Below are 20,202 nucleotides of genomic sequence, written 5' to 3' on the forward strand. Positions count from 1 at the left end.
TTCCCTCACATGCGGAAGACGCCGAAGCCGCCGCGGGCGCCCTCGTACGGTGCGGTGTGGATCGCGGACAGGCAGATGCCGAGGACGGTGCGGGTGTCGCGCGGGTCGATGACCCCGTCGTCGTAGAGCCGTCCGGACAGGAACATCGGCAGCGACTCGGTCTCGATCTGCTGCTCGACCATGGCGCGCAGTCCGGCGTCCGCCTCCTCGTCGTAGGGCAGTCCCCTGGCGGCGGCGGACTGCCGGGCCACGATCGACAGGACGCCCGCGAGCTGTTGCGGGCCCATGACGGCGGACTTGGCGCTGGGCCAGGCGAAGAGGAAGCGCGGGTCGTAGGCGCGCCCGCACATGCCGTAGTGCCCGGCGCCGTAGGAGGCGCCCATGAGGACGGACAGGTGCGGGACGCGGGAGTTGGAGACCGCGTTGATCATCATGGCGCCGTGTTTGATGATGCCGCCCTGCTCGTACTCCTTGCCGACCATGTAGCCGGTGGTGTTGTGCAGGAAGAGCAGCGGGATGTCGCGCTGGTTGGCGAGCTGGATGAACTGGGCGGCCTTCTGCGACTCCGCGCTGAACAGCACGCCCTGCGCGTTGGCGAGGATGCCGACGGGGTAGCCGTGCAGGGTCGCCCAGCCGGTGACGAGGGACGCCCCGTACAGCGGCTTGAACTCGTCGAAGTCGGAGCCGTCGACGATCCGGGCGATGACCTCGCGCGGGTCGAAGGGGACCTTGAGGTCGTCGGGCACGATGCCGAGCAGTTCCTCCGGGTCGTACGCGGGCGGCTCGGCGAGCGGCGGATCGGCGTACGCCTTGCGGTGGTTGAGGCGGGCGACGACGCGGCGGGCCTGCCGGATCGCGTCCTGCTCGTCGTGCGCGAAGTAGTCGGCGAGCCCGGAGGTGCGGGCGTGCATCTCGGCGCCGCCGAGCGACTCGTCGTCGCTCTCCTCGCCGGTGGCCATCTTGACCAGCGGCGGGCCGCCGAGGAACACCTTCGCGCGGTCCTTGACCATGATGACGTGGTCGGACATGCCGGGGATGTAGGCGCCGCCCGCGGTGGAGTTGCCGAAGACGACGGCGACGGTGGGGATCCCGGCGGCGGACAGCCGGGTGAGGTCGCGGAAGATCCCGCCGCCCGGGATGAAGATCTCCTTCTGCGAGGGCAGGTCGGCGCCGCCGGACTCGACGAGGGAGACGCAGGGCAGCCGGTTGGCGTGCGCGATCTCGTTGGCGCGCAGCGCCTTCTTCAGCGACCAGGGGTTGCTGGCGCCGCCGCGCACGGTCGGGTCGTTGGCGGTGATCAGGCACTCCACGCCCTCGACGACGCCGATGCCGGTGACCAGGGAGGCGCCGACGGTCCAGTCGCTGCCCCAGGCGGCCAGCGGTGACAGTTCGAGGAAGGGCGTGTCCGGGTCGAGCAGCAGCTCGATGCGTTCGCGGGCGAGCAGCTTGCCGCGGTCGCGGTGCCGCCGGACGTACTTCTCCCCGCCGCCGCCCAGCGCCTTGGTGTGCTCGGTGTCGAGCGCGGCGAGTTTGCCGAGGAGGGCGGCGCGCCGGTCGGCGTAGTCGTCGGACCGGGGGTCCAGGGCGCTGGCCAGGGCGGTCACAGGAGGGCCTCCGGGATGTCGAGGTGGCGGGAGCGCAGCCATTCGCCGAGGCCCTTGGCCTGCGGGTCGAAGCGGGCCTGCGCGGCGACGCCCTCGCCGAGGATCCCCTCGACGGTGAAGTTCAGGGCGCGCAGGTGGGGCAGGACGTGCCGGGTGACGGTCAGGCCGGCGGTCTCCGGCAGGAGTGCGCGCAGCGTGTCGGCGGTGAGGGTGTGGGCGAGCCACCGCCAGGCGGGCTCGCTGTCCGCCCAGACGCCGATGTTGGCGTCGCCGCCCTTGTCGCCGCTGCGGGCCCCGACGACGCTGCCGAGGGGCGCGCGGCGGGTGGGGCCGGGGGGCGGCGGTGCGGGCGGGGCGGGTGCGGGGACGGGGGCGGGCGGCAGGGTGGGGCCGTCCGGTACGGGGAGGTGGCGCCGTTCGCCGTCGGGCAGGACGGCGATGTGCGGGACGTCGGCGCGCGGCACGTACGCGGCCTCGAACACGCCGTACGGGGCGCCCCTGCCGGGCGGCGCGGTGACGTGGAACCCGGGGTAGGAGCCGAGGGCCAGTTCGACGGCGGCGCCGCTCAGGGCCCGTCCGACGGCCTCCTGCCGCTGGTCGCGGACGACGAGCCGCAGCAGCGCGCTGCCGGTCTCCTCGGTGGCGGCGTCGGGCCGGTCGGTGCGGGCCAGTTCCCAGCGCACGTCGGCCGGTGCCGGGCTGGCGGCGGCGAGCGCGTGGTCCATCTGCCGTCGTACGAGGTCGGCCTTGGCCTCGATGTCGAGCCCGGTCAGCACGAACACCACTTCGTTGCGGAATCCGCCGAGCCGGTTGAGGCCGACCTTGAGGTCGGGGGGCGGTGCCTCGCCGCGCACGCCGTGGACGCGGACGCGGTCGGGTCCCTCGGCGTCGAGGACGACGGTGTCGAGGCGGACGGTGACGTCGGGTCCGGCGTACCGGGCGCCCCCGGTCTCGTACAGCAGCTGGGCGGTGACGGTGCCCGGGTCGACGAGGCCGCCGCTGCCGGGGTGTTTGGTGATGACGGCGGAGCCGTCCTCGTGGATCTCCGCGAGGGGGAAGCCGGGCCGCAGGAACGTGCCGGGGTCGTGCCGGGTGAAGTGGGCGTAGTTGCCGCCGGTGGCCTGGGTGCCGCACTCCAGGACGTGCCCGGCGACGACGGCGCCGGCGAGCCGGTCGTAGGCGTCGGGGGCCCAGCCGAAGTGCCAGGCGGCGGGCCCGCTGACCAGGGCGGCGTCGGTGACGCGGCCGGTGACGACGATGTCGGCGCCCGCCGCGAGGCAGGCGGTGATCCCGGCGCCGCCGAGGTAGGCGTTGGCGGTGAGGGCGCCGGGGAAGCGGCCGGTGGCCAGCAGGTCGTCGCCCTCGACGTGGGCGACGGCGGCGGATATCCCGAGCCGCCCGGCCAGCTCCCGTACGGCGTCGGCGAGTCCGGCCGGGTTGAGCCCTCCGGCGTTGGCGACGATCTTGACGCCGCGCTCGACGGCGAGCCCGAGGCAGTCCTCCAGCTGCCGCAGGAAGGTGCGGGCGTAGCCGCGTGCGGGGTCCTTCAGGCGGTCGCGGCCGAGGATGAGCATGGTCAGTTCGGCGAGGTAGTCGCCGGTGAGGACGTCGAGGGGGCCGCCGTCCAGCATCTCCCGCAGGGCGTCGAACCGGTCGCCGTAGAACCCGGAGGCGTTGCCGATCCGCAGGGGCCGCCGCGTGCCGGGGCCGCTCACGCCGGGGCTCCCCCGGGGGCGCGGCCGGCTCCGGGCGGTCCGGCGAAGGCCTGGGCGACGGAGAGCCAGCGGTCGGCGTCGGGGCCCTCGGCGCGCACGTCGACGTCGTCGCGGTGGGCGCGCTGGGTGACGAGGAGGCAGAAGCCGAGCGCCTCGCCGGTGACGCGCTGGGCGGCGTCCTCGGGCCCGAGCGCCCACGACTGCCCGCTGGGCAGCAGGAGTTCGACGCGGAACTCCTCCCGCGGTGCGTCCATCCCGCGCACCCCGAAGGCGAAGTCGCGGGCGCGGACGCCGATCCGGGCGACGTGCCGCAGCCGGTCGGTGGGTTCGCGCACGGCGCCGAGCGCGTCGGCGACGTCCTGCCCGTGGGCCCAGGTCTCCATGAGCCGGCCGGTCGCCATGGACGCGGCCGACATGGGCGGCCCGTACCAGGGGAACTTCCGCTTCTCGGCGGCCACGGCCCGCAGCACCTCGGCGACCCGCGCCCGTCCGGCCCGCCAGCGGGCCAGCAGGTCCTGCGGTGGCCGGGCGGCGCCCTCCTCGGCGCCGTCGTCGACGAACGACTCGGGTGCGGCGAGGGCCTTGCCGACCTCCGCGGCGAACGCGTCGGGGTCGGTCATCGCGAGCAGCGCCGCGTGGTCGGTCCAGGCGAGGTGGGCGATCTGGTGGGCGACGGTCCAGCGCGGCGCGGGCGTCGGTGCCCGCCATCCGTCCGGCCCGAGCCCGGCGACCAGCCGGTCGAGCTCCTCGCTCTCGTCGCGCAGATCGTCGAAGACGGACGGCGATGACGGCTGATCGGACACGTGCGCTCCCCTCGGGGCAGGGCGATGTGCGGCGTGCCTGGAGCATGCCAGCGCCCCGGGAAACAATCAAGCGTGCTTGCATGGAAATTGCCCCGGGCCGCTCCGCAGGGGCGGGGTCAGCCCTTCTCGCGGCGGCCCACCTGGGTGCGCACCGCGCCCATGCTCGCCGCGATGACGAAGGCGATCGCCGCCGCCTCCACCCAGGACAGGGCCTGGCTCAGGACGAGGAAGCCGGCGAGGGCCGCGATGGCCGGCTCCAGGCTCATCATCACCGCGAAGGTGGACGCGGGCAGGCGGCGCAGGGCGATCAGTTCCAGGGTGTACGGCAGGACCGAGGACATGACCGCGACGGCCGAGCCGAGCAGGATCGTCGTCGGGTCGAACAGCCTGGGGCCGGCCGCGACCAGGCCGAGCGGGAGGCAGAGGACGGCCGCCACCGCCATCGCGAGGGCGAGCCCGTCGGCCTGCGGGAAGCGGCGGCCGGTGCGGGCGCTGAAGACGATGTACGCCGCCCACATGCCGCCCGCGGCGACGGCGAAGGCCACTCCGACCGGGTCGAGTCCGCCGAGGCCGTCGCCCGCGCCGCCCAGCAGGAAGACACCGGCGAGCGCGCAGCCCGCCCAGAGCAGATTGATCGCGCGGCGCGAGGCGATGACCGACAGGGCCAGCGGGCCCAGCACCTCGAAGGTCACCGCGAGGCCGAGCGGGATGCGGGCCGCGGCCTGGTAGAAGAGCAGGTTCATGCCGCCCATGGCGACGCCGAACGCGATCACGGTGCCCCAGTCGGCCCGCGAGTGGCCGCGCAGCCGGGGGCGGCACACGATCAGCAGGATCGCCGCGGCCACCACGAGCCGCAGCGTGACCACGCCGACGGCGCCCGCGCGCGGCATCAGGCTCACCGCGACGGCGCCGCCGAACTGCACCGAGACACAGCCGGCCAGGACCAGGCCGACCGGGCCCAGGGCGGCCCGGCGGGTCGCCTTCGCGCCGGCCGTCCCCGGCTGGATCAGCGCGGCCTCCGGGGCGGGCGCCTGGGCTTGTTCGGTGCGCGAGCCGTTCACGGGCCTCATTCCTCTTCAAGTGCAATATTTTCGACTGGCCTGTTTACGGTACTGCACTGCCCGTCGCCCGTGCACCCCCGCCCCCGGCGCCCGGCGGCGGCTCGTCAGTCGGGCAGCGCCGCGGCCAGCACCTCCGCGAGGTGGCGGCCCGGCCGGTCGCCGAGGTGGGCCAGCTGGGTGCGGCAGGAGAACCCGTCGGCGAGGACCACGTCCCCGGCCCCGGCCGCCCGCACGGCGGGCAGCAGCCGCTCCTCGGCGCAGGCCACCGACACCTCGTAGTGCCCGTCCTCGAACCCGAAGTTGCCGGCCAGGCCGCAGCACCCGCCGCTGAGCTCCCCCTGGAGCCCGGCCCGCTCGCGCAGCCTGCGCTCCGCCGCGTCGCCGAGCACCGCGTGCTGATGGCAGTGCGTCTGTCCCACGACGGGCCGGTCGACGCGGGGCGGCGCCCAGTGCGGGGCCTGCCGCTCCAGCGCCTCGGCGAAGGTCAGCACCCGCTCCGCCAGGAGGTGGGCCCGCGGCTCGTCGGGGAGGAGTTCGGGCAGGTCGGAGCGGAGCGCGGCCGCGCAGGACGGCTCCAGGACGATGACGGGCACGCCCGCGTCGAGGACCGGCCGCACCGCGTCCAGGGTGCGCCGGAGCACGGCGCGGGCCTGGTCGAGCTGGCCGGTGGAGACGTAGGTGAGCCCGCAGCAGACCCGCCCGCGCGGGCGCGGCACCGGCAGCGGCACCACCCCGGCCGCCTCCAGGACCCGTACCGCCGCGTGCCCCACCTCGGGCGCCAGGTGCTCGGTGAAGGTGTCCGGCCACAGCGCGGCGCGCGGCCCGGCGCCGCCCGGCCCGGCGGGCCGCCAGCCGGCGCTGAACGTCGTCCGCGCCACCGCCGGGATCTCCCGCTGCGGCGCGACCCCGCCGAGCCGCTTGCCGAGCGCGGCCAACGGCCCGACGGACGCGAGGGAGTTGACCAGCCCGGCCGTGCGCGTCGCCGCCACCAGCCGCAGCCAGCGCGGCAGCCGGCCCATCGAGTAGTGCGCGGCGGGGCGGCGCCGGCCCGCGTAGTGGTGGTGCAGGAACTCCGCCTTGTACGTGGCCATGTCGACGCCCACCGGGCAGTCGCTCCGGCACCCCTTGCAGGACAGGCACAGGTCGAGCGCGTCCCGCACCTCGGTGGAGCGCCAGCCGTCGGTGACGACCTCCCCGGCGAGCATCTCGTGCAGCAGCCGGGCCCGGCCGCGCGTGGAGTGCGTCTCGTCGCCGCCGGTGGCCCGGAACGACGGGCACATCACGCCGCTGCCCGGACCGGGCTCCTGGACGCGGCACTTGGCGACGCCGACGCAGCGGCGCACGGCCGCCGAGAAGTCGCCGCCGTCCTGCGGGTAGCCGAAGACGACGTCGACCGGTTCGCGCGGCAGCGGGGCGAACCGCAGGTTCTCGTCGAGGCGGGCGGGCCGCACCAGCGTCCCCGGGTTGAGCAGGCCCGCCGGGTCCCACACGTCCTTGATCCGGCCGAACAGCCCGACCAGCGCGGGCCCGTACATCTTCGGCAGCAGTTCGGCGCGGGCCTGCCCGTCGCCGTGCTCCCCGGACAGCGAGCCGCCGTGCGCGACGACGAGGGCGGCCAGCTCCTCGGAGAACCGCCGGAAGCGGGCCACCCCGGCCGGCGTCAGCAGGTCGAAGTCGACGCGCACGTGGATGCAGCCGTCGCCGAAGTGCCCGTACGGGGTGCCGCGCAGCCCGTGCCCGCCGAGCAGCTCCCGGAAGTCCCGCAGGTAGGCGCCGAGCCGGGCGGGCGGCACCGCGCAGTCCTCCCAGCCGGGCCAGGCCTCGCTGCCGTCGGGCATCCGGGTCGCGGTGCCGGAGGCGTCCTCGCGGATCCGCCACAGCGCCCGCTGGCCGGCCGGGTCCGCGACGACCAGCGCGTCCACGACGGACGCGCCGTCGGCGGCCCGCACGATCCGGGCGGCGGCGGCCCGCGCCTCGGCCGGCGTGGCCCCGCCGGTCTCCACGAACAGCCAGGCGCCGCCCCGGGGCAGGCCGGAGCCGTCCGGGACCAGGTCGGCGGCCATCCCCTCGACGGTCAGCGGCCCGTGCGGCAGCAGGCCCGCCGCGGCCTCGGCGGCGGCGCTCTCGTCCGCGTACCCGAGCACGGCGAGCGCCGTCGCCCGCGGCGCCTCGACGAGCCGCACCGTCGCCTCCGTGACCAGGCCGAGGGTGCCCTCGGTGCCGCACAGGAAGCGGGCGAGGTCGGCGCCGCGCTCGGGCAGCAGGGCGTCCACGGCGTACCCGGAGATGCGCCGCGGCAGGCCGGCGTACGGGGCGAAGCCGGTGCGCACCGTCGCCAACTCCCCCTCCAGCAGCGCGCGCAGGCCGTCCGGCGCGTCCCCCCAGCCCCGCCCGAGCCGGCGGGCCGTGCCGTCGGAGGTCAGCACGTCGAGGGCGGTGACGCTGTCGGCGGTGGTCCCCCACGCCACGGAGTGCGCGCCGCACGAGTTGTTGCCGATCATGCCGCCGAGCGTGCAGCGGCTGTGCGTGGACGGGTCGGGGCCGAACCGCAGCCCGTACGGGGCGGCCGCCGCCTGGAGCCGGTCGAGGACGAGTCCGGGCCGGACGACGGCGGTGCGCGCCTCGGGGTCGAGGGCGACGAGGCCGTTCATGTGGCGGGTGAAGTCCACGACGAGCCCGGTGCCGGTCGCCTGGCCCGCGATGGAGGTGCCGCCGCCGCGCGCCACGACCGGCACCCCGTACCGGCGGCACACCTCCAGGGCGGCGGCCACGTCGTCCCGGTCCGCCGGGGTCAGCACCCCGAGCGGCACCCGGCGGTAGTTGGAGGCGTCCATCGTGTTCAGGGCGCGCGCGGTGACCGAGAAGTCGACGCCGCCGCGCACCGCCGCCCGCAGCTCCCGCGCCAGATCGTCCCTGCCGGCCAGCTCGTCCCTGCCGTCCAGATCATCCATGTCGTCCAGGATGCAGCCCCACCGGGCCTCCTCCGCCACAGGAAGCCGCCCATTTTTTCACGATCCGGACCGGAACATTCCCAAACCGATCATCAACTCTCCTATAGTGACCGCGAATTGCCGGAGACCTGTCATGCACGGGCTCTCGGCGTTCATGTCGACCCACGCAGCCCCTCTCCCCCGAGGACCCGACCGATGACCGCGCCCCTCCGGCCCCCCGTACGCCCGGCCGCGCTCACCCTGCTGGCCGCTCTCCTCGTCACCGGAGCGCTCGGCGCGGGAGCCGTCGCCCTCGCGCCCGGCTCGGTGCGCACCCCGCTCGCCTGGGGCGTCGCCGCCACCGCCCTCGCGCTCAGCGCGGCGGCCTGCTACGCCGCCCACGCCCGGCAGAGCGTCGCCCTGCTGCGCCGCCGCGCCGAGGAGATGCGGCACACCGCCGAGCGCGGCGCCGCCGAACAGGCCCGCATCACCGGCGAGCTGGCGCGGGAGCGCGACGCCCGGGCCGCGCAGGCCGCCGAACTGACCGGACGGCTGCGCACCGCCCGCGCCGAGCGCGCCGCCGCCATCGCCGCCTGCGCCAACGCGGCCGGCCGCATGCAGGCCCTGGCCACCGGCATGCTCGCCGACCTGCGCGAGATGGAGCACCGGCACACCGACGAGGACGTCCTCGCCGACCTGCTCCACCTCGACCACCGCACCGCCCAGGCGGGCCGGCTCGCCGACTCGGTGGCCGTGCTCACCGGCGCCCGCTCCGGCCGCCGCTGGGCCCGGCCGATCGCCATGGAGTCGATCCTGCGCGGCGCGATGGGCCGCATCGGCGGCTACCAGCGGGTGCGGGTGCACGCGAACACCGCCGTCGCCGTCGCGGGGCACGCCGCCGAGGGCGTCATGCACGCGCTGGCCGAACTCCTCGACAACGCGGCGAACTTCTCGCCGCCCACCGCCGAGGTGCACGTCTACGTCGAGGAGGTCCCGGCCGGCGTCATCGTCTCCGTCGAGGACTCGGGCCTGGTGATGGGCCCGGTGCAGCTGCGCCGCGCCGAGCACGCGGTCTCCGGCGAGCCGGCCGGCGCGGCGGGCTCCACGGGTCTGGGCGGCCTGTCCGGCACCCGGCTCGGCCTCGCCGTCGTCGGCCGGCTGGCCCGCAAGCACGGCCTGACGGTGTCGTTCCGGCCGTCGGCGCGCGGCGGCACCGGCGTGCTGCTGCTCGTCCCGCAGGAACTGCTGTCCCGGACGTCCGACCCGGCGCCCGTGCGCGCGACCGGCCCCGCCACCGCCGCCGCCCCCGCGACCGGCACCCCGGGTGCCGACACCGGCACCGGCACCGGCACCGGCACCGACGACGCGTCGCCCGCGCACGGGACCGCCGCCGACACCGCCCCCGGCCCGGCGGCCCGCGAGCGGGACCCGGCCGGGCCAGCGCCCGCCGCCGCGCCCGCTCCGCCGGAGCCCGCCCCCGCCGGTCCGCCGGACGCGGGCGCGCTGCCCCAGCGCACGCGCGGCCGCACGCTGGCCGCCGCCGAGCACGGCCGGGCCGCCCGCGCGGCGGAGCCCCCGGCCGCCGGGCGGCCCGGACCGGCCGCCGCGCCCTCGGCCGCCGCCCGGTTCAGCAGCTTCAGCCAGGCGGTCCGCACCGCCCCGGCGGGCCCGGAGCCGGCCGGCCCCCGATCCACCGCACACCCCGACACACCCACGCAGGAAGGCGACACCCCCCAATGACCGGGACGACCACCACCGGCGCCGGCCTGACCTGGCTGCTCGAAGGCCTCCTCACGCGCACCCCGGGCACCCGGCACGCCCTGGTCCTGTCGCGCGACGGCCTCAAGCTGTGCCACACCCCCGAGCTGATCCCCGACCAGGCGGACCAGCTCGCCGCCATCGCCGCCGGGATCCAGGCGCTCGCGCACGGCGCCTCCGCCGAGTTCGGCGACGGGAGCGGCGGGGTGCGCTCGTCGATGACCGAGTTCCACGGCGGCACCCTGTTCATCGTCGAGGCCGGCGAGGGCGCCCATCTCGCGGTGCTCGCCGCCGAGGACGCCGACGCGGGCCTGGTCGGCCACACCATGGTCGAACTCGTCGAGCAGCTCGGCGAACACCTGCGCGCGCTGCCCCGCAGCCCCGACCTGGCCACCAGCACGCCCCCGGCGTCATGAGCCGGCCCGGCCGGGACGACGCCCCCGACCGGCTGTACACCCTCACCGGAGGGCGCAGCCGGCCGGCCGCGGACGTCGCGTTCGACCTGGTGTCGCTGGTCGTCGCCGAGTCGGACCCGGCGCCCGGCATGCCGTCCGAGCACACCGCGATCCTGCGGATGTGCGCCCGGCCCACGGCGGTGGTGGAGGTGGCCGCCGAACTCGGCCTGCCCGTGAGCATCGTGCGCGTCCTGCTCTCCGACCTCCTGGTGCAGGGCCGCATCGGCGCCCGCCACCCGCGCACCGCCGCCTCTCCCCACCGTCTTCCCGACCCCGACATCCTGGAGCAGGTGCTCGTTGGACTCCGCAACCTCTGAACCGCCCGCCGGCCGCCGGGAGCTCGCGGCCGGCGCCGACAACGGTCTGAAGATCGTCGTCGTCGGCGGCTTCGGCGCAGGCAAGACCACGCTGGTCCGCTCCGTGAGCGAGATCCGTCCCCTCAACACCGAGGAGACGATGACGCAGGCGGGCCGGGGCGTCGACGAACTGGCCGACCTGGACGGCGTGCGCGGCAAGACGTCGACGACGGTCGCCTTCGACTTCGGCCGCATCACGCTCGACGCGCACAACGTCCTGTACCTGTTCGGCGCCCCCGGCCAGGAACGCTTCTGGTTCCTGTGGGACCGGCTGTTCTCCGGCACGCTCGGCGCGGTCGTCCTCGTCGACACCCGCCGGCTGGCGGACTCGTTCTACGCGATCGACCGCCTGGAGCAGCACGGGACGCCGTTCATCGTCGCCCACAACGACTTCGGCGGCCCCGCGCACACCCTGGAGCAGCTGCGCGCGGCCCTCGACCTCGATCCCGGGGTGCCGCTGGTGCGGTGCGACGCGCGTGAGCGGAGGTCCAGCAAGGACGTCCTGATCACGCTCGTGGAGCACCTCAGGACCCTGTACGCCCGTCAGACAAGCCCCGCTTCGGCGCCCGTGCCCCAGGAGGCCGCTCCGTGACAAGCCCCGGCTGCCCCGCGTCCGCGCACGGTGCCGCTCCCGTGCCGCTGTCGGGACCCCGGTTCGCGACCGAACCCGCCACGCTGTACCGGGAGATGCGCCGCGACCACGGCTCGGTCGCCCCCGTCGTCCTCGACGGCGACATCCCGGCCTGGCTGGTCGTCGGCTACCGCGAACTGCACCAGGTGACCGGCGACCCGGCGCTGTTCAGCCGCGACTCCGACCTGTGGAACCAGTGGGAGAACATCCCCGCCGACTGGCCGCTGCTGCCGATGATCGGCCACAAGCAGCCGTCGATCCTCTACACGGTCGGCGAGCGGCACCGGCAGCGCGCGGCGATGGTCAGCCACGCCCTGGAGGCGGTCGACCCCTTCGAACTCAAGGCGCACGCCGAGCAGTTCGCGGACGAGCTGATCGACGGCTTCTGCGGCGCGGGCGCCACCGACATCATCGCCGACTACGCGATGATGCTGCCGGTCCGCGTCCTGGCCCGGATCTACGGCTTCTCCGACGCGGCGGGGCCGGCCCTGGTCACCGCGATGAACGACATGATCGACGGCCGGGAGCGGGCGCTGGCCGGCCAGCAGCACCTCGCCGCCTCGATGGTGGGGCTGATCGCCGAGAAGCACGCGCGGCCGGGCGAGGACGTCGCCTCGTACATGCTCCAGGACACCTCGGGCTTCACGCACGAGGAGATCGCCCAGGACCTGATGGTGATGATGGCGGCCGGGCACCAGCCCACCGCCGACTGGATCGGCAACTCGCTGCGCCTGATGCTGACCGACGACCGGTTCGCCGCGTCGCTGTTCGGCGGGCGGCACAGCATCGCCGAGGCGATGAACGAGGTGCTGTGGGAGGACGCCCCGACGCAGAACGTCGCCGGGCGCTGGGCCACCCGCGACACCCGGCTCGGCGACCGCCACATCCGGGCGGGCGACCTGGTGCTGCTCGGCATCGCGGCGGCCAACGCCGATCCGCAGGTGCGCACCGACGCCTCGGTGCTGACCGGGGGCAACAACGCCCACTTCTCGTTCGGGCACGGCGAGCACCGCTGCCCGTTCCCCGCGCAGGAGGTCGCCGAGGTCATCGCGCGCACCGGCATCGAGGTGGTCCTCGACCGGCTGCCCGACATCGATCTGGCCACCCCGGCCGACGCGCTGACCCGCCGCCCCTCGCCGTGGCTGCGCGGTCTGACCGACCTGCCGGTCCGCTTCACGCCGACGGCCGCCGTGCCGTCGGCCGCCCTGTGACGATCCGCCGCTTCCCCTTCCCGCACCACGGTCTCCTGGAGCTCTCGTCATGACGACATCCGCAGCCGCCTGCCCGCACGCGTCCGGCGCCCCCATCCCGCTCGACCCCTTCGTCACCGATCTGGACGGCGAGACCGCCCGGCTGCTCGCGGCGGGCCCGCTCGCGGAGGTCGAACTGCCCGGCGGGGTGCCCGTGTGGGCGGTCACCCACCACGCGGAGGCCCGCCAGCTGCTCACCGACAAGCGCCTGGTGAAGGACATCGAGGTGTGGGGTGCCTGGCGGCGCGGGGAGATCCCCGCCGACTGGCCGCTGATCGGCCTGGCGAACCCGGGCCGCTCGATGCTGACCGTGGACGGCGAGGACCACCGCAGGCTGCGCGCCCTGGTCGCGCAGGCGCTGACCGTGCGCCGGGTGGAGCGGATGCGCGAGCGCATCACGGAGCTGACCGCGGGCCTCCTGGACAGGCTGCCCGCCGAGGGCACGGTCGACCTGAAGGCCGCGTTCGCCTACCCGCTGCCGATGTACGTGATCAGCGACCTGATGGGCATAGACGAGGCGGACCACCCGCGTCTGAAGGTCCTGTTCGACAAGTTCTTCTCCACGCAGACGCCGCCCGCGGAGGTCGTCGCGACGCTCGGCGAGCTGGCCGCGATGATGGGCGCCGTCGTCGCGGCCCGCCGCGCCGAGCCCGGCGACGACCTGACCAGCGCGCTGATCCAGGCGTCGGAGAACGGCGACCGGCTGACCGACGCGGAGATCGTCTCCACGCTCCAGCTGATGGTGGCGGCGGGCCACGAGACGACGATCTCGCTGATCGTGAACGCGGTCGTGAACCTGTCCGCCCACCCCGACCAGCTGGCCCTGGTGCTGGCCGGCGAGGCGACCTGGGAGCAGGTCGTGGAGGAGACGCTGCGCTATGCGACGCCGACCTCGCACGTGCTGATCCGGTTCGCCGCCGAGGACGTCCGGGTCGGCGAGAAGACCATCAAGGAGGGCGACGCGCTGATCGTCTCCTACGGTGCGATCGGCCGCGACGAGCAGGCGCACGGCCCCACGGCGGACTCCTTCGACATCACCCGCGCCTCGGCGACCCGGCACATCTCGTTCGGGCACGGCCCGCACGTCTGCCCGGGCGCCGCGCTGTCCCGCCTGGAGGCCGGGGTGGCGCTCCCCGCGCTGTACGCCCGCTTCCCCGGCCTGCGGCTCGCGGTCGAGCCCGGCGAGCTGCGCAACAAGCCGGTGGTGACGCAGAACGACCTGTTCGAGCTGCCGGTGGTGCTCGGCGGCTGACCGCGCGGGGGCCGGGCCCGGCCCGGTTCCCGTAGATCACCACAAGTCCACGGGCCGGAGGAGTCGTCTCATCGAACGGACACGTTTCCGTCCGGTTTCACCGAGGGGATACGCTCCGGCTCGTGGCTGAGATCCAGATTCCCGCTGACATCAAGCCCGCCGACGGTCGTTTCGGCGCGGGCCCCTCCAAGGTGCGGACGGAAGCGCTGGACGCGCTGGCCGCCACCGGTACTTCTCTGCTGGGCACGTCCCATCGCCAGGCCCCGGTCAAGAATGTGGTCGGTCGCGTCCGCGAGGGCGTGCGGAGCCTGTTCTCCCTCCCCGAGGGCTACGAGGTCGTTCTCGGCAACGGCGGCTCGACCGCGTTCTGGGACGTGGCGACGCACGGACTGATCGAGAACAAGTCGCAGCACCTGAACTTCGGCGAGTTCTCGTCCAAGTTCGCGAAGGCGTCCAAGCTGGCGCCGTGGCTCGCCGAGCCGACCGTGATCAGCTCGGACCCGGGCACCCACCCGGAGCCCGTGGCCGAGGCCGGCGTCGACGTCTACGGCCTCACGCACAACGAGACCTCGACCGGTGTCGCAGCCCCGATCAAGCGCGTCGCCGGCGCCGACCCCGGCTCCCTCGTCCTGGTGGACGCCACCTCCGGCGCGGGCGGCCTGCCGGTCGACATCGCCGAGACGGACGTCTACTACTTCGCCCCGCAGAAGTCCTTCGCCTCCGACGGCGGCCTGTGGATCGGCGTGTTCTCCCCGGCCGCGATCGAGCGCGCCGAGCGGATCCACGCCTCCGGCCGGCACGTCCCGGAGTTCTTCTCGCTGCCGACGGCGATCGACAACTCCCGCAAGAACCAGACGTACAACACCCCGGCGCTCTCCACGCTCTTCCTGCTCGCCGAGCAGCTGGACTGGATCAACGGCCAGGGCGGGCTCGACTGGTCCACGGCCCGTACGAAGGACAGCTCGTCGCGGCTGTACGGCTGGGCGGAGGAGTCGAAGTACGCGACGCCGTTCGTCACCGACCCCGCCCAGCGCTCGCAGGTGATCGGCACCATCGACTTCGCCGACGAGATCGACGCCGCCGCGGTCGCCAAGGTGCTCCGCGCCAACGGCATCGTCGACACCGAGCCGTACCGCAAGCTGGGCCGCAACCAGCTCCGCGTCGCCATGTTCCCGGCGATCGACCCGTCCGACGTCCAGGCCCTGACGGCCTGCATCGACCACGTCATCGGCCACCTGTAACACCCCCCGCGCCCCTGCCACCCCAGGGGCGCGGCCCCCACCCCCCAAAAATCCCCCTCCAGGGGCGCGGGGAACTGCGCGCCCAACCTCCACGGCGCCACACACAAAAGCCCCTTCAGGGGCGCGAGGAACTGCGCGCCCAACATAAGCCCCCTCAGGGGCGCGGGGAACTGCGCGAGAAGCCCCCACCGGCCGTCAGCCGAGAAACACCTCAGGGGCGCGGGGAACTGCGCAAGAAGCGGCCACCGGCCCGCACCCGCATCCAACCCCCCAAGCCACAACCACCCCGGCAACTACCGCCGCGACCTACGCACCAGACGCCCGATCCCGACGACAGCGATGAGCACAACCGCCGCCCCGACAGCCCCGGCCTTCCCGGAGATCCCCCCACCGTCCCCGGACGCCGAACCCCCACCCCCCGAGGCCGAACCCCCACCCCCGCCCCCACCGGAGGACCCGCCCCCCTCGACCTCCACCGGCTCCACGGAACTGCCCTTGCCCTCACTGCCGTAGAGCAGCGTCCGCCCGTCGGGCGTGTACGTCACCGACTCGCCCTGCGGCTGGAGCGGCACGTGCAACTGCCCCTGCCGCTCGGGCTTCCCGTCGTTCCAGGAGTAGGAGATCCCGCCGAAGTAGCCGCGCACGGCGAGCTGCTTGCCGTCGGGCGAGAACGCGGCATCGGTCGCCCACAGATCGATGACGCCGATACGGCGGAACGTGTTGGTGGCGCCGGAGTCCAGCGCGGCGGGCCCCTCGTAGAGACCGCCGCCGTCCTCGCCCTTCTCGATGATGTACACCCGCCCCGTCTTGGGGTGGACCATCATCGACTCGGCGTTGCGGGGCCCGTCCGCGTACTTCACGACGTACTGGGTGGCCCGCACGGTCTGGTCGACGAGCTTCTTCGGCTCGGGCAGTTTGTAGATCCACACGTGGTCCCACTTGCCGCCGAGGTTGTCGCCGATGTCGCCGACGTAGATGTCCCCGTCGGGGCCGATGGAGATCGCCTCGACGTCGCGCGGCGCGCCGACCCCGGTGAGGGTGACGGTCGCGAGCGTCCTGCCGGTGCGCCCGTCGACCGCGTAGATGAAGGCGCCGTCGGAACTGTCGTTGTGCGTCCAGTACACCCCCGGGTGGGCGCGGGACGCGGCGAGCCCGCTGGACTCGGTGATCCGCGGGTCCTCGATGGTGAACCCGGACGAGCCGACGGACGGTGAACTGTCGGCCGTCGCGGGCGCCGTGGCACCGCCGAGAACGAGCACGACCGCGGCCCCGGCCGCACCCAGATACGAACGCATGACCCCAGCTTGCCAGGCGTGGCAGGTGTCACACGCACGCGGCCCGGCCGATCGACGATGATGAGCGGATGCTCAGGTTCATGTTCGTCGGCGACAGCCAGACCATCGGCAGCGCCGGGGAGCACACCTGGCGGCACCGCTTCTGGTGCCACCTGCGTTCGGTCTGCGGCGACGGGCAGGTCGCGGTCGTCGGGCCGCGCGAGACCCTCTACGACAAGTCCGCCGACGCCGCCACGTCCCTGGCGTACGCGGACCCGGGCTTCCCGCGCCGCCACCTGGCCGGCTGGGGCGAGGGCTGGCTGCACATGGCGCCGGTCGTCGCCGACGCGGTGCGCGCCTGCGCCCCGGACGTGCTGCTGGTCAACCTGGGCCTGATAGACCTCGGCTTCTACACGGACGCCGGGCAGACCGCGGCGAACATGCGCCGCTTCGTCGCCGAGGCCCGCACCGCGAACCCGGCCGTCCGCCTGGTGCTGCTCCCCGTGATCCCCAACATCCGGGCCGAGTCGGACCTGCCGTTCGCCGCCGAGGTCGCCCGCTTCAACACCCTGCTCGCCAAGGCGGTCGCGGACCTCTCCGAGCCGCGCTCCCCGCTGCTCCTCGCGACGGTCCCGGAGTCGTACGACATCCACCGCGACACGTACGACGGTACGCATCCGAACGCGTCCGGCGAGCACAAGCTGGCCGCCGCCTTCGCGGACGCGCTGCACCAGGCGTGGGGCCTCGGCGGCCCCTACCGCCTCCCCGCCTGACCGACCCGCCCGACCGACCCGCCCGACCCGACCAGCCCGGGCCCCCGAACCCGCCCGATCCGCCCCGCCTACAGCCGCCAGCGGTGCACCGCGAACCCGGCGCCCGCCCGCCGGATCTCCGCCGCGCCGGGCCCGGGGAAGTGCGCCGGGATCACCAACTCGCGCTCGTCGCAGGCCCGTTCGAGCACCCGCTGCCGGCTGGCGGCCGACTCGGCCGGGTCCACGCACATCGCGCTGCTGCACGTCGGCGCGAGGAACTGGGCCGGGGAGTGCAGCAGATCCCCCACGAACACCGCGCGGTCCGTGCCGGAGGCGAGCCGCAGCACGGAGGAGCCCGGGGTGTGCCCGGGCGCGGGCTCCAGCGTCAACCGCCCGTCGATCCGGTGGGATCCGCCGTCCCACAGCACCGCCTGCCCGGCCTCCACGACGGGCGCGACGCTGTCCGAGAAGAGGAGGCGGTGATGGTCGTGCGGCGTCTCGGCCGCGCCGCCGGGCCCGAAGAAGTCGTGGTCGGCGCGCGGCACGAGATAGGTGGCGTTCGGGAAGGTGGGGACCCAACCGTCGCCCTCGGCGCGGGTGTTCCAGCCGACGTGGTCGCCGTGCACATGGGTGTTGACGACGAGGTCGACGTCCTCGGGCCGCACGCCCGCCCGTGCGAGCCGTTCGGGGAAGTCGGTGTCGAGGCCGGAGAAGTGCGGGGTGCCGGGGCGCTCGCGGCCGTTGCCGACGCCCGGGTCGACGACGATCGTGCGGCCCTCGCTGCGCACCACCCAGGCCTGCACGGCGGCCAGGACCGCGCCGCTGTCCGCGTCCCGGAAGCGGGGCGCGAGCCAGTCCCGGCCCTCCTGCCAGGCGTCCTCGATGCCGGGGAAGAGGTCGCCGGGCGCCCCGAAGGGCCCGCGCACCTCGACGACCTTGATGATCTCGACGTCGCCGAGCGTGAGATGTTCGAATTCGGTGTCCATGCCGTCGACGCTAGGCGCCGCGAGCGAGCGCCTCCATGCGCGTGGGGCTCGCCCCGATACGCGATCGGCTCACCCGCGCCCCGCGCGCGGCCTACGCTGGACCCATGGATGCCCCATGGATGTGGTGAGCGACGCGATCGCGGCCGTGCGGACGGGCAGCCCGTCGGTCAACCGGCTGCGGGTGAGCGGGAGTTGGTGCGTGCGCCTGGAGCCGTACGAGGGCGCCGGGTTCCACGTCGCGCTGGCGGGCGACTGCTGGCTGCTGCCGGACACCGGCCCGGCGCTCACCCTGCGCCGCGGCGACGCGGTGCTGCTGCCGCACGGCGCGGGCCACGTGCTGGCCGACGCCCCCGCGGACGCGGCGACGCTGGCGCGGGCCGTCCCCTTCGACACCGTCGGCGACCGGGCGCCGCGGCCCGGGGCGTCCGCCGTGGAGCTCCTCTGCGGCAAGTACCGGCTCGACCGCAGCCACACCCACCCGCTGCTCGCCGAGCTCCCCGACGTGGTGCACCTGCCGCGCGAGGGCGCGGGCCCCGGCCCGCACCCCGAGCTGCGCTCCGCCGTCGGCCTGCTGGCCCGCGAGGCGGGGGTCCCGGGCCTGCCCGGCGCCTGCGCGGCGGTGCCGAGCCTGCTCGACCTGCTGCTCGTGTACATGATCCGGGCCTGGACCACCGATCCGGCGACCGGCTCCGGCGGCGCCCGCTGGCCCGCCGCGCTCGCCGACCCGGTGGTCACCGAGGCGCTGCGGCTGCTGCACGGCGATCCGGCGGCCCCCTGGACCGCCGGCTCGCTCGCCACCCGCGCGGGCGTCTCCCGCGCCACCCTGGGCCGCCGCTTCACCGCCCTGGTGGGCCGCCCCCCGATGGCGTACCTGACGTGGTGGCGCATGACCCGCGCGGCGACCCTGCTGCGCGCGGCGGACGCGCCCCTGGAGTCGGTGGCCCGCCAGGTCGGCTACGGCAGCCCCTACGCGCTCTCGCACGCCTTCCGCCGCGAGTTCGGGGTGACACCGGGCCGGTACCGGACGGGACACTTGCCTAGAGCGCACTCCACGTCCTTGGCTAAGCAGTCATGAAGTACACGCAGCTCGGACGCACGGGACTCAAGGTCAGCCGGCTCGTCCTCGGCACCATGAACTTCGGACCGCAGACGGACGAGGCAGACAGCCACGCCATCATGGACGCGGCCCTGGCCAGTGGCATCAACTACTTCGACACCGCCAACGTGTACGGCTGGGGTGAGAACAAGGGCCGTACCGAGGAGATCATCGGCACCTGGTTCGCGAACGGCGGCGGCCGCCGCGACAAGACCGTCCTCGCCACCAAGGTGTACGGGAACATGGCGGCCGACGGCGACGCCTGGCCCAACCACGACCGGCTCAGCGCGGTGAACATCCGCCGCGCGGTCGACGCCTCGCTCAAGCGGCTCCAGACCGACCACATCGACATCTACCAGTTCCACCACGTCGACCGCCGGACCCCCTTCGAGGAGATCTGGCAGGCGATCGACACCCTGGTCCAGCAGGGCAAGATCCTGTACGCCGGTTCGTCCAACTTCCCCGGCTACAAGATCGCCCAGGCCAACGAGACGGCCGCCCGCCACGGCCGCGTCGGCCTGGTCAGCGAGCAGTGCCTGTACAACCTGGCCGAGCGGCGCGCCGAGATGGAGGTCATCCCGGCCGCGCAGGAGTACGGCCTGGGCGTCATCCCCTGGTCCCCGCTCCACGGCGGCCTGCTCGGCGGCGTGCTCAAGAAGGAGTCCGAGGGCAGGCGCCGCAAGGACGGCCGCTCGGCGTCGGCGCTGGAGAGCACCAAGGTGCGCGAGCAGGTCCAGGCGTACGAGGACCTGCTCGGCAAGCACGGCATCGAGCCCGGCGAGGCGGCCCTGGCGTGGCTGCTGACCCGGCCCGGCGTGACCGGCCCGATCGTCGGCCCGCGCACCCGGGAGCAGCTGGACTCGGCGCTGCGCGCGGTCGAGCTGGAGCTGGGCGAGGACGTGCTGGCCTCGCTGGACGAGATCTTCCCGGGCCCCGGCCCGTCGCCGGAGGCCTTCGCCTGGTAGGCCGCCGGAGGGGGCGGCGGCCGGCGGGGAGGTCAGTTTCCGACGGCCGCCGCCACCGCCACCACGACGAACA

At 74.8% G+C, this 20,202-nt stretch carries 17 protein-coding genes; 10 read left to right on the top strand and 7 right to left on the bottom strand.

What is annotated here, in order from left to right; translation table 11 throughout:
• Positions 1–5: 5 nt before the first annotated feature.
• The 5 genes from ACIP5K_RS04655 to ACIP5K_RS04675 form a co-directional block, all read right to left on the bottom strand.
• A complete protein-coding gene (locus ACIP5K_RS04655; protein WP_401404872.1) occupies positions 6–1,646 on the bottom strand; it encodes an acyl-CoA carboxylase subunit beta in 1,641 nt (546 codons plus the stop codon).
• Positions 1,601–3,319, bottom strand: coding sequence for an acyclic terpene utilization AtuA family protein (locus ACIP5K_RS04660; protein ID WP_401404874.1), 1,719 nt, complete (start codon positions 3,317–3,319; stop codon positions 1,601–1,603). The genes ACIP5K_RS04655 and ACIP5K_RS04660 overlap by 46 nt, the downstream gene beginning before the upstream one ends.
• Positions 3,316–4,122, bottom strand: a complete 807-nt coding sequence (locus ACIP5K_RS04665; RefSeq protein ID WP_401404876.1) for a TIGR03084 family metal-binding protein — start codon at positions 4,120–4,122, stop codon at positions 3,316–3,318. The genes ACIP5K_RS04660 and ACIP5K_RS04665 overlap by 4 nt, the downstream gene beginning before the upstream one ends.
• Before the next feature lie 116 nt (positions 4,123–4,238).
• Positions 4,239–5,132, bottom strand: a complete 894-nt coding sequence (locus ACIP5K_RS04670) for an EamA family transporter (protein WP_401405281.1) — start codon at positions 5,130–5,132, stop codon at positions 4,239–4,241.
• Positions 5,133–5,287: 155 nt separating this feature from the next.
• Positions 5,288–8,134 (bottom strand): FAD-binding and (Fe-S)-binding domain-containing protein, encoded by a 2,847-nt coding sequence (locus ACIP5K_RS04675; protein WP_401404877.1) that lies wholly within the window; start codon positions 8,132–8,134, stop codon positions 5,288–5,290.
• 195 nt (positions 8,135–8,329) lie between these two features.
• On the opposite strand from ACIP5K_RS04675, the gene ACIP5K_RS04680 reads away from it, so the two are divergent.
• The 7 genes from ACIP5K_RS04680 (at position 8,330) to serC (ending at position 15,056) form a co-directional block, all read left to right on the top strand.
• Positions 8,330–9,853: an ATP-binding protein gene (locus ACIP5K_RS04680; protein ID WP_401404879.1), complete on the top strand. Its 1,524-nt coding sequence runs from the start codon at positions 8,330–8,332 to the stop codon at positions 9,851–9,853.
• Positions 9,850–10,287 carry a roadblock/LC7 domain-containing protein gene (locus ACIP5K_RS04685; RefSeq protein ID WP_361558702.1) on the top strand — a complete coding sequence of 146 codons (438 nt, stop codon included), beginning with the start codon at positions 9,850–9,852 and terminating at the stop codon, positions 10,285–10,287. Before ACIP5K_RS04680 ends, ACIP5K_RS04685 begins: the two co-directional genes overlap by 4 nt.
• Complete coding sequence (locus tag ACIP5K_RS04690) at positions 10,284–10,643, top strand: DUF742 domain-containing protein (protein WP_401404881.1); 360 nt, start codon at positions 10,284–10,286, stop codon at positions 10,641–10,643. Before ACIP5K_RS04685 ends, ACIP5K_RS04690 begins: the two co-directional genes overlap by 4 nt.
• Entirely contained in the window at positions 10,624–11,274 is a 651-nt protein-coding gene (locus ACIP5K_RS04695; RefSeq protein WP_401404882.1) for a GTP-binding protein, read from the top strand. The genes ACIP5K_RS04690 and ACIP5K_RS04695 overlap by 20 nt, the downstream gene beginning before the upstream one ends.
• A complete protein-coding gene (locus ACIP5K_RS04700) occupies positions 11,271–12,524 on the top strand; it encodes a cytochrome P450 (RefSeq protein ID WP_401404884.1) in 1,254 nt (417 codons plus the stop codon). Before ACIP5K_RS04695 ends, ACIP5K_RS04700 begins: the two co-directional genes overlap by 4 nt.
• A gap of 49 nt (positions 12,525–12,573) precedes the next feature.
• Positions 12,574–13,815, top strand: coding sequence for a cytochrome P450 (locus tag ACIP5K_RS04705; protein WP_401404886.1), 1,242 nt, complete (start codon positions 12,574–12,576; stop codon positions 13,813–13,815).
• Positions 13,816–13,937: 122 nt separating this feature from the next.
• Positions 13,938–15,056 carry a phosphoserine transaminase gene (gene serC, locus ACIP5K_RS04710; protein ID WP_401404888.1) on the top strand — a complete coding sequence of 373 codons (1,119 nt, stop codon included), beginning with the start codon at positions 13,938–13,940 and terminating at the stop codon, positions 15,054–15,056.
• A gap of 293 nt (positions 15,057–15,349) precedes the next feature.
• Here serC and ACIP5K_RS04715 read toward each other — a convergent pair whose 3' ends face one another.
• Positions 15,350–16,351 carry a WD40 repeat domain-containing protein gene (locus ACIP5K_RS04715; protein ID WP_401404889.1) on the bottom strand — a complete coding sequence of 334 codons (1,002 nt, stop codon included), beginning with the start codon at positions 16,349–16,351 and terminating at the stop codon, positions 15,350–15,352.
• A gap of 68 nt (positions 16,352–16,419) precedes the next feature.
• Between ACIP5K_RS04715 and ACIP5K_RS04720 the strand changes: the two genes are divergently transcribed.
• Complete coding sequence (locus tag ACIP5K_RS04720; RefSeq protein ID WP_401404891.1) at positions 16,420–17,103, top strand: SGNH/GDSL hydrolase family protein; 684 nt, start codon at positions 16,420–16,422, stop codon at positions 17,101–17,103.
• A 68-nt stretch (positions 17,104–17,171) separates the two neighbouring features.
• Here the strand turns inward: ACIP5K_RS04720 and ACIP5K_RS04725 are convergent, their stop codons facing one another.
• A complete protein-coding gene (locus tag ACIP5K_RS04725; RefSeq protein WP_401404892.1) occupies positions 17,172–18,068 on the bottom strand; it encodes an MBL fold metallo-hydrolase in 897 nt (298 codons plus the stop codon).
• Positions 18,069–18,183: 115 nt separating this feature from the next.
• Here ACIP5K_RS04725 and ACIP5K_RS04730 point away from each other — a divergent pair, with 115 nt between their 5' ends.
• Positions 18,184–19,143 carry an AraC family transcriptional regulator gene (locus ACIP5K_RS04730; protein WP_401404894.1) on the top strand — a complete coding sequence of 320 codons (960 nt, stop codon included), beginning with the start codon at positions 18,184–18,186 and terminating at the stop codon, positions 19,141–19,143.
• A complete protein-coding gene (locus ACIP5K_RS04735) occupies positions 19,140–20,129 on the top strand; it encodes an aldo/keto reductase (protein ID WP_401404896.1) in 990 nt (329 codons plus the stop codon). The genes ACIP5K_RS04730 and ACIP5K_RS04735 overlap by 4 nt, the downstream gene beginning before the upstream one ends.
• Positions 20,130–20,202: the final 73 nt, after the last annotated feature.

Origin of the sequence: Streptomyces sp. NPDC088785 (assembly GCF_044750685.1) — a bacterium.
Taxonomy (GTDB): domain Bacteria; phylum Actinomycetota; class Actinomycetes; order Streptomycetales; family Streptomycetaceae; genus Streptomyces.